The organism is Neisseria sp. P0021.S007 (assembly GCF_051956855.1).
Window position 1 is genome coordinate 78,872 of record NZ_JBQCXA010000007.1, and the last position, 12,823, is coordinate 91,694.

A 12,823-nucleotide genomic window follows, 5' to 3' on the forward strand; every position below is an offset into this window, starting at 1 on the left:
AGCCTTATTCTTCTACTTTACCACCGGCAGCTTCAATAGCAGCTTTAGCACCTTTAGTAGCTTTTACACCTTTCAAGGTAACTGCTTTTGAGATTTCACCAGAAGCAATAACTTTTACATTAGAAGCAGTTGCAGGAATCAGACCAGCTTGTTTAAGAACCAAGACATCAATCTCGTTCACAGCAATCAGATTCAATTCACTCAAACGAACTTCAGCATTAGCGGCCGCAGTCAAAGATTTGAAACCACGTTTCGGCAGACGACGTTGCAAAGGCATTTGACCGCCTTCAAAACCTACCTTGTGGAAGCCACCAGAACGGCTTTTTTGACCTTTATGACCACGACCACCTGTCTTACCCAAGCCGCTACCAATACCACGGCCTACACGACGACTAGCGTGAGTAGCACCCTCAGCAGGTTGAATAGTATTCAAAAACATATTAAGACTCCACTTTCAACAAGTAGCTGATTTTATTGATCATGCCACGGTTTTCAGGGGTATCCAAAACCTCTACAGTATGTTCACGACGGCGCAAACCTAAACCGCGAGCACATGCACGATGAGATTCAATTGTACCGATCAGGCTCTTAACCAATGTAACTTTAATCTTTTTTTGCTCAGTCATGGTTAGCTCCCAAAATATCTTCTACTGTCAAGCCACGTTTAGCAGCAATATCAGCAGGGGTATACAATTTAGACAAACCGTCTAATGTAGCGCGTACAATATTGTAAGGATTAGTAGAACCATGTACTTTAGCTGAAATGTTATGAATACCCATAGCATCAAATACTAAACGCATTGGACCACCAGCTTTCACACCGCTACCTTCTTTAGCAGGTTGCATAAATACCTTAGTAGCACCATGACGACCAATAACTTCATGATGAATAGTACCGTTTTTCAAAGGTACTTTAATCATAGAGCGTCGAGCTTGATCCATTGCTTTTTGAACAGCAACTGGTACTTCTTTTGATTTACCTTTGCCCATACCGATGCGACCATCACCATCACCAACAACAGTCAGTGCAGAGAAAGCCATGATACGGCCACCTTTAACTACTTTAGTCACGCGATTAACTGCGACCATCTTTTCAATCAGGCCGTCACCGCGTTCTTCAATTTCATGTTTTGCCATCTGAAAGTCTCCAAATATTAGAAGCTTAAACCATTTTCACGTGCAGCTTCAGCCAAAGCTTTCACACGACCGTGATATTGGAAACCTGAACGGTCAAAAGCAACTTTTTCAACACCCACTGCTTTAGCTTTTTCAGCAATACGCTTACCAACTACAGCTGCTGCTTCAACGTTACTACCTGATTTCAGGCTACTACGTACTTCAGCTTCCAATGTAGAGGCTTGAGCCAATACTTTATCACCTTCAGCACTAATTACTTGAGCATAAATATGATTATTGCTGCGGAACACACATAATCTTACCATTTTCAAGTCCGCAATACGCGCACGGGTTTTGCGTGCACGACGGAGTCGGGTTGTATGTTTATCCATTAGTGAACCTCAATTATTTTTTCTTGGCTTCTTTCATCACTACTACTTCACCCACATAACGAACACCTTTACCTTTATAAGGCTCAGGAGAACGGAATGCACGAATTTCAGCAGCGACTTGGCCAACCACTTGTTTATCTGCACCAGTCAAAACGATTTCTGTTTGGCTAGGAGTTTGAACAGAAACACCTTCAGGCATTTCGTATACGATTGGATGAGAGAAACCCAAAGACAAGTTCAAAACTTTGCCCTGAGCTTGGGCACGATAACCCACACCAATCAATTGAAGTTTTTTCTCAAAACCTTCAGAAACACCCTTAACCATGTTATTAACCAATGCACGAGCAGTACCAGACATAGCATTAGCCTGTTTACTGTCATTTTTTGCAGCAAAAGTCAATTTACCATCGTTCAGTTCAATAGCAACATCGGAATGCAAAGGAAAAGACAATTCGCCGTTTTTACCTTTGATAACCAATGCATCTGTTCCGAATTTTACTTCTACACCAGCAGGAACAGTCACTGGGTTTTTTGCGACGCGTGACATTTACTTTTCTCCACTAGGCTACGATGCACAACAACTCACCACCAACACCCTCAGAACGGGCTTTGCGATCAGTCATTACACCTTTAGAAGTACTAACAATAGCGACACCCAGGCCATTCATTACGCTAGGGATCTCACTTGATGCTTTGTAAATACGCAAACCTGGACGTGAAACACGTTTAATTTGCTCAATCACAGGACGACCTGCATAGTATTTCAATTGAATTTCCAATACCGGTTTTGCATCAGCAGAAACCGCAAAATCCTCGATATAACCTTCTTCTTTCAGAACTTTTGCAATTGCACATTTCAGTTTAGAAGAAGGCATGGCAACTGCTGCTTTATTAGCACGTTGCGCATTGCGAATACGAGTCAACATATCGGAAATAGGATCATGCATACTCATTATTTATACTCCTATTACCAGCTAGCTTTAACAACACCAGGGATCTCGCCACGCATAGCGATTTCACGGATTTTAATACGGCCCAAACCAAATTTACGGAAAGTGCCACGAGGACGACCTGTTAAAGCACAACGACGACGTTGACGTACAGGTGCTGCATTACGAGGAATGGATTGAAATTTCAAACGTGCCTCAAAACGTTCTTCTTCAGTCGCATTAGCATCATTAATAACAGCGAAAATTGCCTCACGTTTAGCTGCAAACTTTTTCGCCAATGCTTGACGTTTCAGCTCACGATTAATAAGTGCTTTCTTAGCCATGATTATCCTTTAAACGGAAACTTGAACAGTGACAACAAAGCTTTCGCTTCTTCATCAGTTTTTGCAGTAGTTGTAATAGTAATATTCAAACCACGCAAAGCATCGATTTTATCGTATTCAATTTCCGGGAAAATAATTTGCTCACGAACGCCCATATTGTAATTGCCACGACCATCAAATGATTTACCGCTTACACCGCGGAAGTCACGTACGCGAGGCAATGCAATAGTAATCAAACGATCTAAGAATTCAAACATTTGATCACGACGCAATGTTACTTTGCAACCAACTGGATAGTTATCACGGATTTTAAAACCTGCGATAGATTTACGAGCAACAGTAACAACTGGTTTTTGACCAGCAATTTTCTCTAAATCAGAAACAGCATGCTCCATTACTTTTTTATCAGCAACAGCTTCACCTACACCCATATTTAAGGTGATTTTTTCAATACGTGGAACTTCCATTACTGATTTGTAACCAAATTGTTTAACCAATTCAGGAACAACTGTATCTTTATAAAACTCTCTCAAACGAGCCATGTTATCTCCTTATGCTCCAATGATAGAGCCATTTGATTTGAAGAAACGAACGCGTTTAACTTTGCCTTCATTTTCAATCAGCTTAATACCAACACGGTCTGCTTTATTAGTTTCCGGATTCAGGATTGCAATATTAGAAATATCTAAAGGCATTTCTTTAGCAATAATGCCACCCTCAATACCACGCATTGGATTAGGTTTTTGATGGCGTTTTACAACATTAACACCCTCAACAACAACTTTATCACCCAATACTCGAACTACTTGACCTTGCTTACCTTTATCTTTACCGGTAATCACTACAACCTGATCGCCTTTAATGATTTTATTCATCGCGCTATTCCTTATAATACTTCAGGCGCCAATGAAACGATTTTCATAAATCGCTCAGTACGCAATTCACGGGTTACCGGACCAAAAATACGGGTACCCAGAGGTTCAAGTTTATTATTCAACAACACAGCAGCATTGTTATCGAATTTAATTAACGCACCATCAGGACGACGCACACCTTTAGCAGTACGAACAACTACCGCATTGTATACATCACCTTTTTTGACACGACCACGCGGGGCTGCATCTTTAACTGCAACTTTAATAATGTCGCCAACAGAAGCGTAGCGACGCTTAGATCCGCCTAATACTTTGATGCACATTACGCGACGCGCACCAGAGTTATCAGCCACATCTAAGATGGTCTGCATTTGAATCATATTAGTACCTTTAAATTAACCAACTTAATTTACCACTTTCATATAACTCGCACCTTACTTTAAGCTGCTTATTAAATGAAACCATCACGGTTCTAGTAAACCAGTCTTGGATCCCGAAGGGAGAGAAACTTCCATAAGAAGCTGGAAGATAAGAAACGAAGTTTACACGCAAATTAACTTTGCTGCAAGACTTCGTTTCTTATTAAGCTGCATTACTGTGTTTTAAATCAAACAGTACGGGCTTTCTCAACCAATTCCTTTACAACCCAAGACTTGGTTTTTGACAAAGGACGAGATTCCTCGATTACCACTACATCACCAATGCCATATTGATTGTTTTCATCATGGGCATGGATTTTAGTTGATAAACGAATAATTTTACCGTACAGAGGGTGTTTAACCTTACGTTCAACCAATACTGTAACAGTTTTGTCCATTTTGTCGCTTACCACTTTGCCTTGCAAAGTACGAACATTTTTAGCTTCGCTCATTACTTAGCACCTTTTTCAGTTAAAATGGTTTTAATACGAGCAATATCGCGACGTACACGTTTCAACTCGCTAGATTTACCCAACTGACCGGTTGCATTTTGCATGCGTAAGCCAAACTGAGCTTTCAACAAGTCCAACAAATCAGAGTTTAATTGCTCAATAGATTTGTCTTTCAATTCATTTGCTTTCATTATTGACCCACCTGTCTTACTACAAAGGTTGTAGGAATAGGCAATTTGGCAGCGGCCAATTCAAATGCTTCACGAGCCAAAGACTCAGGAACACCGTCCATTTCGTACAATACTTTGCCTGGTTTAACTTCAGCAATGTAATATTCCACATTACCTTTACCGCCACCCATACGAACTTGGATAGGTTTTTCAGTAATTGGTTTATCAGGGAATACACGAATCCAAATACGACCGCCACGTTTAATATGACGAGTCATAGTACGACGAGCAGCTTCGATTTGGCGGGCAGTCAAACGACCACGACCTACGGCTTTCAAACCGAACTCACCGAAACTTACTTTGTTACCGCGAGTAGCAATACCGGTATTACGACCTTTTTGTTGCTTGCGATATTTCAGTCTAGTTGGCTGCAGCATTACGTCCACCTGCCTTTCTTTGTTTCTTCTCATGCTCAGGTTTAGAAGATTTAATATTACCTTCTGTATAAACCCAAACTTTCAGACCCAGTACACCATAAGTAGTGTGCGCTTCGCTAGTTGCATAATCTACGTTCGCACGCAAAGTATGCAAAGGCACACGACCTTCACGGTACCATTCGCTACGAGCGATATCAGCACCATTCAGACGACCTGAAGTCATGATCTTGATGCCTTTAGCACCAGAACGCATTGCATTTTGCATTGCACGTTTCATAGCGCGACGGAATTGAACACGTTTTTCAAGCTGCTGGGCAATACCATCAGCAATGATTTGTGCATCCAATTCAGGACGACGAATCTCTTCAATATTTACATGAACAGGCACACCCATCAGAGTTTGCAAGTCACGCTTCAAGATTTCAATATCCTCACCTTTTTTACCAATAACCACACCTGGACGAGCAGAGTGAATAGTAATACGTGCAGATTTAGCAGGACGCTCGATCACTACGCGACCAACTGAAGCATTAGCCAGTTTTTTACGCAAGTAGTTACGAACATCAATATCTTGTTTCAAAACAGTAGAAAAGTCGGTGCTTTTAGCAAACCATTTTGAAGACCAGTCTTTAGTTACCGCCAGGCGAAAGCCTGTAGGGTTAATCTTTTGTCCCATAGCTTTTCCTTAGTTGCCCACTGTCACGTTAATATGACAAGTTTGTTTCTCGATGCGGTTACCGCGACCTTTGGCACGAGCTTGAAAACGTTTCAAGCTTGGACCTTTGTCAACAAAGATAGTTACCACTTTCAGTTCGTCAATGTCTGCACCATTGTTGTGTTCGGCATTGGCGATTGCTGATTCCAATACTTTTTTAATCAGCTCAGCACCTTTTTTAGGGCTGAATGCCAAGATATTCAAAGCTTGGGCAACGTCTTTACCACGAATCAAATCAGCTACCAAACGAGCTTTTTGAGCTGAAATACGGGCGTTTTTATGTTGTGCACTTACTCTCATGATTCACCTTATTTCTTTTTAGCCTTTTTATCGGCCAAGTGGCCTTTAAAGGTACGGGTCAATGAGAACTCACCTAATTTATGACCAACCATGTTGTCACTGATAAACACAGGCACGTGAGTGCGACCGTTGTGTACAGCGATAGTCAGACCAATGAAATCAGGCAAAATGGTAGAACGACGTGACCAAGTTTTAATTGGGCGTTTGTCGTTGCTTGCACGAGCAGCATCTACTTTTTTCAGCAAATGCAGGTCTACATATGGGCCTTTTTTTAATGAACGAGCCATACTAATTAACCTTTATTTGAGTAACGACGACGAACAATCATGTTATCCGTGCGTTTGTTATTACGAGTGCGGTAGCCCTTAGCAGGAGTACCCCATGGGCTAACCGGTTCGCGAGCTTCACCAGTACGGCCTTCACCACCACCATGCGGGTGATCAACAGGGTTCATTACAACACCACGAACGGTCGGACGAATACCACGCCAGCGGTTAGCACCAGCTTTACCGATTTTTTTGAGGCTTTGTTCTTCGTTACCAACTTCACCGATAGTTGCACGGCAATTTACGCTAATTTTGCGTACTTCACCAGAACGCAAACGAACTTGAGCGTAAGCACCTTCTTTTGCAAGCAATACCGCAGAAGCACCAGCAGAACGCGCAATTTGCGCACCTTTACCTGGTTTCATTTCGATACAGTGAATAGTTGTACCAACAGGAATATTGCGGATCGGCAAAGTGTTACCTACTTTGATAGCAGCCTCAGCACCGGAAACCAATACTGCACCGGCTTGAATACCACGAGGAGCAATGATGTAGCGACGCTCACCATCTGCATAGCACAACAGTGCGATAAATGCAGTACGGTTAGGGTCATATTCGATACGCTCTACTTTTGCAGGGATACCGTCTTTGTTACGTTTAAAATCTACAACGCGGTAATGATGTTTATGGCCACCACCTTTATGACGGGTAGTGATATGACCATTGTTGTTACGACCGGCAGTAGAATTTTTCTTTTCTAGCAGAGGTGCATAAGGTGCACCTTTGTGCAAACCTTCTGTTACCACGCGAACCATGCCGCGACGGCCTGCAGAGGTCGGCTTCATTTTAACGATTGCCATTTTGTTTATTCCTTATCTGCAGCTGCAGCAGCGGCTTCCAAATCCAACTCTTGACCGGCAGCCAAGCTTACATAAGCCTTTTTAACATCGCTGCGACGACCTAAAGTGCGACCAAAACGTTTAACTTTACCTTTAATGGTAACAGTAGTAACGTCTGCAACTTGAACGCCGAACAGCAGCTCAACAGCCGCTTTAATTTCAGGTTTTGTTGCATTTGCCAAAACTTTAAACGTCATTTGGTTACGTTTTTCAGCCAATACGTTGCTTTTTTCAGAAACGATAGGTGCCAAGATTACTTGAGTCAAACGTTGTTGATTCATACCCATTGCTCCTCTAATTGTGCAACTGCATCTTTAGTGATAACGACTTTTTTGTAACGCAGCAAGCTGTAAGGATCAACTTGTTGAGCTTCCAAAACCAATACGTTAGGCAAGTTGCGTGAAGCCAAGTAAACATTCTCGTCGAGCTGTTTAGTTACAAACAGAACTTGCTCCAAACCCAAATTTTTCACTTGTTCAGCAAAAACTTTGGTTTTAGGAGTTTCAGCAGTCAATGCTTCGATTGCAAACAAACGTTCATCACGAGCCAATTGGGACAAAATAGTCGCCATACCGGCACGGTACATTTTACGGTTCACTTTTTGAGTGAAGTTTTCGTCAGGTTTGTTTGGGAATGCACGACCACCTTTACGCCACAGCGGAGAAGAAGTCATACCGGAACGAGCACGACCGGTACCTTTTTGGCGCCATGGTTTTTTAGTAGAGTGGTTTACTTCGGCACGAGTCTTTTGAGCACGATTACCAGAACGGGCATTTGCCAAGTAAGCAGTAACCAGTTGGTGAACCAGAGCTTCATTGTATTCACGAGCAAACAAAGCATCAGAAACAGCCAAGCTGCCAGATACTTGTCCTTTAGCGTCAATTACTTTCAATTCCATTACGCACCTACTTTCACGCTAGGACGAACCACGACGTCGCTGTTAACCGAACCCGGAACAGCACCTTTAACCAACAAGAGTTGGCGTTCAGCATCAACACGCACAACTTCCAATTTTTGAACAGTTGCTTTAGTGTTACCGTATTGACCTGCCATACGTTTACCAGGGAACACGCGACCAGGGTCTTGTGCCATACCGATAGAACCAGGAACACGGTGAGAACGGGAGTTACCGTGGGAAGTACGTTGAGCACCGAAGTTATGACGTTTGATCGTACCAGAGAAACCTTTACCTTTAGAGGTACCGGTTACATCTACCAATTGACCAACTTCAAACATAGAAACGGTAATTTCATCACCGACTTTTAATTCAGCCAGCTTTTCTTCAGTCAAAGCAAACTCAACCAAACCGCGACCAGCTTCAACACTCGCTTTAGCAAAGTGACCGGCTTCAGTTTTGTTGACACGATTAGCTTTTTTCTGACCAAAGGTAACTTGTACAGCAGTGTAGCCGTCAGTATCTTTGGATTTCACTTGTGTAACGCGGTTGGCAGACATATCCAAAACAGTTACCGGAACAGAAACACCCTGTTCGTCGAACACGCGAGTCATACCAACTTTGCGTCCAACCAGACCTAAAGTCATGATTATTTTCCTTTTAAGTAAAGGGGCGGGCTACGATTGGCCTGCCTTTCAGACAAAGTTAAACTTGATACGGATGTACCAAGTCCACCATTATAATTGACAAATCAAAGAAATATCAACAAAAATTTCAATTTAACTTCTTAAAACCATCATTTTTTTCGGATGAAGCGTTGCCAAATGTCTGACAATTTTCAGACGGCCTAAGAATTCTATAAAAAAACCGAACAGCCAAGCTGTTCGGTTTTTCAGTTCTTATTGAACTTTAATTTCTACATCCACACCCGCTGGAAGATCCAGTTTCATCAGTGCATCAGTAGTTTTGTCAGTCCAGTCCACGATGTCCATCAGACGCAAGTGGGTACGGATTTCCAATTGTTCACGAGAAGTTTTATTCACGTGAGGAGAACGCAAGATGTTGAAACGTTCGATTTTAGTTGGCAAAGGAATCGGACCTTTAACAACAGCGCCAGTACGTTTGGCAGTTTCAACGATTTCTTGCGCAGAACGGTCAATCAGACTGTAATCATAAGCTTTCAGGCGGATACGGATTTTTTGGTTTGCCATTTATCAATATCCCTCAATTAAGCAATTACAGAAGAAACCACACCCGCACCTACGGTACGACCACCTTCGCGAATCGCAAAGCGCAGACCTTCTTCCATAGCGATAGGCGCAATCAGTTCTACAGTAATGGTTACGTTCTCACCTGGCATTACCATTTCTACACCTTCTTCCAAAGTAACTGCACCAGTTACGTCAGTAGTACGGAAGTAGAATTGTGGACGGTAGTTAGCGAAGAATGGAGTGTGACGACCACCCTCTTCTTTGCTCAGTACGTATACTTCTGCTTTGAATTTGGTGTGAGGAGTGATAGTACCTGGTTTAGCCAATACTTGACCACGCTCTACATCTTCACGTTTAGTACCACGCAGCAATACGCCTACGTTGTCACCTGCTTGACCTTCGTCCAGCAGTTTGCGGAACATTTCAACACCGGTACAAGTGGTTTTTTGAGTTTCTTTCAGACCTACGATTTCGATCTCGTCACCAACGTGGATGATACCGCGCTCTACACGACCGGTTACTACTGTACCACGACCGGAGATAGAGAATACGTCTTCGATAGGCAACAAGAAAGGTTTGTCCACAGCACGCTCAGGTGTTGGGATGTAGCTGTCCAGAGCAGCAGCCAATTCGAAGATTTTTTCTTCGTAACCAGCGTCACCTTCCAAGGCTTTCAGTGCAGAACCTTGTACGATTGGGCAGTCATCACCTGGGAAGTCGTAGCTTGACAACAAGTCACGGATTTCCATTTCAACCAGTTCCAACAACTCGGCATCGTCAACCATGTCGCATTTGTTCATGAATACGATGATGTAAGGTACACCTACTTGGCGGGCCAACAGGATGTGTTCGCGAGTTTGTGGCATAGGACCGTCAGCTGCGGAACATACCAAGATCGCGCCGTCCATTTGGGCAGCACCGGTAATCATGTTTTTAACGTAGTCGGCGTGGCCTGGGCAGTCTACGTGTGCGTAGTGACGGGTTTCAGTTTCGTATTCTACGTGTGAGGTATTAATGGTAATACCGCGGGCTTTTTCTTCAGGAGCGTTGTCGATTTGGTCGTAAGCTTTTGCAGCACCACCAAATTTTTTAGCCAAAATAGTAGTCAAAGCAGCAGTCAGAGTGGTTTTACCATGGTCAACGTGACCGATGGTGCCAACGTTTACGTGCGGTTTGCTACGTTCAAATTTTTCCTTAGCCATGAGCTAATTCCTTTACATTAAAGATCGATTAAAGAACAGAGGCCGTCTGAAAAATCATTTCAGCCTTTCAGACGACCTATTTGCCTGATTAGCCTTTACGGGCTTCAGTTACAGCAGCAGCTATGTGGGCAGGAGCTTCAGAATATTTCTTGAACTCCATAGAGTAAGTAGCGCGGCCTTGGGTTGCAGAACGCAGGTCGGTAGAATAACCGAACATTTCTGCCAGAGGCACTTCGGCACGGACTTTTTTACCGCCGATGCCGTCATCATCCATACCCAATACAACACCACGACGACGGTTCAAGTCGCCCATTACGTCACCCATGTATTCTTCAGGTGTTTCCACCTCAACTGCCATGATTGGTTCCAACAGAGCTGGATTGGCTTTACGCATACCTTCTTTGAAGGCTTGAGACGCAGCCAATTCGAAGGCCAGTTGAGAGGAGTCAACATCGTGTGAAGAACCGAAGATCAGACGCACACGTACGTCAACTACTGGGTAACCGGCAACGATACCGTTAGGCAAAGTATCGCGAATACCTTTATCGACAGACGGAATAAATTCGCGAGGAATCACACCACCTTTAATTTCATCGATAAATTCGTAGCCCGCACCACCTGGTTCCATAGGTTCCATTTTGATCACAACGTGACCGTATTGACCTTTACCACCAGATTGTTTGGCATGTTTGTATTCAGCTTCAACTTCTTTGCGGATGGTTTCACGGTAAGCCACTTGAGGCGCACCGATGTTTGCTTCCACGCCGAATTCGCGTTTCATACGGTCAACAATAATTTCCAAGTGCAGCTCACCCATACCAGAAATAATGGTTTGACCGGACTCTTCGTCTGTACGAACGCGGAAAGAAGGGTCTTCTTTCGCCAGACGGTTCAGGGCGATACCCATTTTCTCTTGGTCGGCTTTGGTTTTCGGCTCAACGGCAATATGGATTACCGGCTCAGGGAATTCCATGCGTTCCAAGATGATAGGTGCGCTTTCTGCACACAAGGTCTCACCAGTAGTAACGTCTTTAAGACCGATCGCAGCTGCAATATCACCAGCGCGTACTTCTTCAATTTCAGTACGGTCTGCAGCAGTCATTTGCACCAAGCGACCGATACGTTCGCGAGTACCTTTTACAGAGTTCAATACGGTATCACCGGATTTCACCACACCAGAGTAAACGCGGATGAAAGTCAGCTGACCAACGTATTTATCATTCAACATTTTGAACGCCAATGCAGAGAATTTCTCTTCATCGCTGGCTTGACGGCTGTCGGCTTCTTCAGTGTTAGGGTTAACACCTTGAACTGGAGGAATGTCGGTAGGAGCAGGCAGCAATTCTACAACTGCATCCAACATACGTTGAACACCTTTGTTTTTAAATGCTGAACCGCACAACATTGGTTGAATTTCACCGGCCAAAGTACGTTGACGCAATGCGCCTACGATTTCTTCTTCAGTCAGCTCATCACCGCCCAAGTATTTGTCCATCAATTCTTCGCTGGCTTCTGCTGCAGCTTCAATCATGTTTTGACGCCATTCTTCGGCAGTCTCAACCAATTCAGCAGGAATGTCGCCATAGGTAAAGGTTGTACCTTTATCGGCTTCATTCCAAATAATGGATTTCATTTTCAACAGGTCAACGACACCGCTGAAGCTGTCTTCCGCACCAACCGGAATCACGATAGGTACTGGGTTTGCGCGCAAACGGGTTTTCATTTGCTCAACAACGCGGAAGAAGTTGGCACCTTGACGGTCCATTTTGTTTACAAATGCCAAGCGAGGTACTTGGTATTTGTTAGCTTGACGCCATACGGTTTCAGATTGAGGTTGAACACCGCCTACTGCACAGTAAACCATTACCGCGCCGTCCAATACACGCATAGAACGCTCTACCTCTACAGTAAAGTCAACGTGTCCCGGAGTGTCGATGATGTTGAAACGGTGCTCAGGGAACTGTTTCGCCATACCAGACCAATAAGAAGTCACAGCAGCAGAAGTAATGGTAATACCACGCTCTTGCTCTTGTTCCATGTAGTCGGTAGTAGCCGCGCCGTCATGCACTTCGCCCAATTTATGAGTCAAACCTGTATAGAACAAAATACGTTCTGTTGTGGTTGTTTTACCCGCGTCAATATGGGCAGAAATACCGATATTGCGATACAGGCTGATAGGGGTCTTACGAGCCATTTTGTTA

The 12,823-nt window shown here is 43.6% G+C and carries 23 protein-coding genes; all 23 read right to left on the reverse strand.

Annotated elements, in window-relative coordinates; translation table 11 throughout:
• Positions 1–4: 4 nt before the first annotated feature.
• On the reverse strand, positions 5–439 hold the full coding sequence (gene rplO, locus ACTHUR_RS09250; RefSeq protein WP_004520192.1) for a 50S ribosomal protein L15: 435 nt from the start codon (positions 437–439) through the stop codon (positions 5–7).
• Position 440: 1 nt separating this feature from the next.
• Positions 441–626: a 50S ribosomal protein L30 gene (gene rpmD / locus ACTHUR_RS09255; protein ID WP_003684808.1), complete on the reverse strand. Its 186-nt coding sequence runs from the start codon at positions 624–626 to the stop codon at positions 441–443.
• A complete protein-coding gene (gene rpsE / locus ACTHUR_RS09260; RefSeq protein ID WP_003684704.1) occupies positions 619–1,137 on the reverse strand; it encodes a 30S ribosomal protein S5 in 519 nt (172 codons plus the stop codon). Before rpsE ends, rpmD begins: the two co-directional genes overlap by 8 nt.
• Positions 1,138–1,154: 17 nt before the next feature.
• The gene (rplR, locus tag ACTHUR_RS09265) at positions 1,155–1,508 is read right to left on the reverse strand and encodes a 50S ribosomal protein L18 (RefSeq protein WP_003749287.1); all 354 of its coding nucleotides are present in this window, start codon (positions 1,506–1,508) and stop codon (positions 1,155–1,157) included.
• Between the two features lie 13 nt (positions 1,509–1,521).
• Positions 1,522–2,055, reverse strand: coding sequence for a 50S ribosomal protein L6 (rplF, locus tag ACTHUR_RS09270; protein WP_004464590.1), 534 nt, complete (start codon positions 2,053–2,055; stop codon positions 1,522–1,524).
• 13 nt (positions 2,056–2,068) lie between these two features.
• Positions 2,069–2,461 carry a 30S ribosomal protein S8 gene (rpsH, locus tag ACTHUR_RS09275; protein ID WP_003684738.1) on the reverse strand — a complete coding sequence of 131 codons (393 nt, stop codon included), beginning with the start codon at positions 2,459–2,461 and terminating at the stop codon, positions 2,069–2,071.
• 14 nt (positions 2,462–2,475) lie between these two features.
• Entirely contained in the window at positions 2,476–2,781 is a 306-nt protein-coding gene (gene rpsN, locus ACTHUR_RS09280; RefSeq protein ID WP_003684736.1) for a 30S ribosomal protein S14, read from the reverse strand.
• 2 nt (positions 2,782–2,783) lie between these two features.
• Positions 2,784–3,323, reverse strand: a complete 540-nt coding sequence (rplE, locus tag ACTHUR_RS09285) for a 50S ribosomal protein L5 (protein WP_003684750.1) — start codon at positions 3,321–3,323, stop codon at positions 2,784–2,786.
• A 9-nt stretch (positions 3,324–3,332) separates the two neighbouring features.
• Entirely contained in the window at positions 3,333–3,656 is a 324-nt protein-coding gene (gene rplX, locus ACTHUR_RS09290; protein WP_004520190.1) for a 50S ribosomal protein L24, read from the reverse strand.
• 11 nt (positions 3,657–3,667) lie between these two features.
• Entirely contained in the window at positions 3,668–4,036 is a 369-nt protein-coding gene (gene rplN, locus ACTHUR_RS09295) for a 50S ribosomal protein L14 (protein ID WP_002215434.1), read from the reverse strand.
• Between the two features lie 227 nt (positions 4,037–4,263).
• Positions 4,264–4,527 (reverse strand): 30S ribosomal protein S17, encoded by a 264-nt coding sequence (gene rpsQ, locus ACTHUR_RS09300; RefSeq protein WP_003684766.1) that lies wholly within the window; start codon positions 4,525–4,527, stop codon positions 4,264–4,266.
• Positions 4,527–4,718 (reverse strand): 50S ribosomal protein L29, encoded by a 192-nt coding sequence (gene rpmC / locus ACTHUR_RS09305; RefSeq protein WP_003684705.1) that lies wholly within the window; start codon positions 4,716–4,718, stop codon positions 4,527–4,529. The genes rpsQ and rpmC overlap by 1 nt, the downstream gene beginning before the upstream one ends.
• Positions 4,718–5,134, reverse strand: coding sequence for a 50S ribosomal protein L16 (gene rplP, locus ACTHUR_RS09310; protein WP_003684741.1), 417 nt, complete (start codon positions 5,132–5,134; stop codon positions 4,718–4,720). The genes rpmC and rplP overlap by 1 nt, the downstream gene beginning before the upstream one ends.
• Positions 5,118–5,810: a 30S ribosomal protein S3 gene (gene rpsC / locus ACTHUR_RS09315; RefSeq protein WP_004520189.1), complete on the reverse strand. Its 693-nt coding sequence runs from the start codon at positions 5,808–5,810 to the stop codon at positions 5,118–5,120. The genes rplP and rpsC overlap by 17 nt, the downstream gene beginning before the upstream one ends.
• Positions 5,811–5,819: 9 nt before the next feature.
• Entirely contained in the window at positions 5,820–6,149 is a 330-nt protein-coding gene (rplV, locus tag ACTHUR_RS09320; protein WP_003749277.1) for a 50S ribosomal protein L22, read from the reverse strand.
• An 8-nt stretch (positions 6,150–6,157) separates the two neighbouring features.
• On the reverse strand, positions 6,158–6,436 hold the full coding sequence (rpsS, locus tag ACTHUR_RS09325; protein ID WP_002215422.1) for a 30S ribosomal protein S19: 279 nt from the start codon (positions 6,434–6,436) through the stop codon (positions 6,158–6,160).
• A gap of 5 nt (positions 6,437–6,441) precedes the next feature.
• A complete protein-coding gene (rplB, locus tag ACTHUR_RS09330) occupies positions 6,442–7,275 on the reverse strand; it encodes a 50S ribosomal protein L2 (protein WP_003684813.1) in 834 nt (277 codons plus the stop codon).
• A 5-nt stretch (positions 7,276–7,280) separates the two neighbouring features.
• Positions 7,281–7,595, reverse strand: coding sequence for a 50S ribosomal protein L23 (gene rplW / locus ACTHUR_RS09335; RefSeq protein WP_002243944.1), 315 nt, complete (start codon positions 7,593–7,595; stop codon positions 7,281–7,283).
• Positions 7,592–8,212 (reverse strand): 50S ribosomal protein L4, encoded by a 621-nt coding sequence (gene rplD, locus ACTHUR_RS09340; RefSeq protein ID WP_003684798.1) that lies wholly within the window; start codon positions 8,210–8,212, stop codon positions 7,592–7,594. Before rplD ends, rplW begins: the two co-directional genes overlap by 4 nt.
• Positions 8,212–8,856, reverse strand: a complete 645-nt coding sequence (gene rplC, locus ACTHUR_RS09345) for a 50S ribosomal protein L3 (RefSeq protein ID WP_004520188.1) — start codon at positions 8,854–8,856, stop codon at positions 8,212–8,214. The genes rplD and rplC overlap by 1 nt, the downstream gene beginning before the upstream one ends.
• Positions 8,857–9,108: 252 nt before the next feature.
• On the reverse strand, positions 9,109–9,420 hold the full coding sequence (gene rpsJ, locus ACTHUR_RS09350; RefSeq protein WP_002642322.1) for a 30S ribosomal protein S10: 312 nt from the start codon (positions 9,418–9,420) through the stop codon (positions 9,109–9,111).
• Positions 9,421–9,437: 17 nt separating this feature from the next.
• Positions 9,438–10,622, reverse strand: coding sequence for an elongation factor Tu (gene tuf / locus ACTHUR_RS09355; protein WP_004520187.1), 1,185 nt, complete (start codon positions 10,620–10,622; stop codon positions 9,438–9,440).
• Positions 10,623–10,710: 88 nt separating this feature from the next.
• Complete coding sequence (gene fusA, locus ACTHUR_RS09360; RefSeq protein WP_003749269.1) at positions 10,711–12,816, reverse strand: elongation factor G; 2,106 nt, start codon at positions 12,814–12,816, stop codon at positions 10,711–10,713.
• Positions 12,817–12,823: the final 7 nt, after the last annotated feature.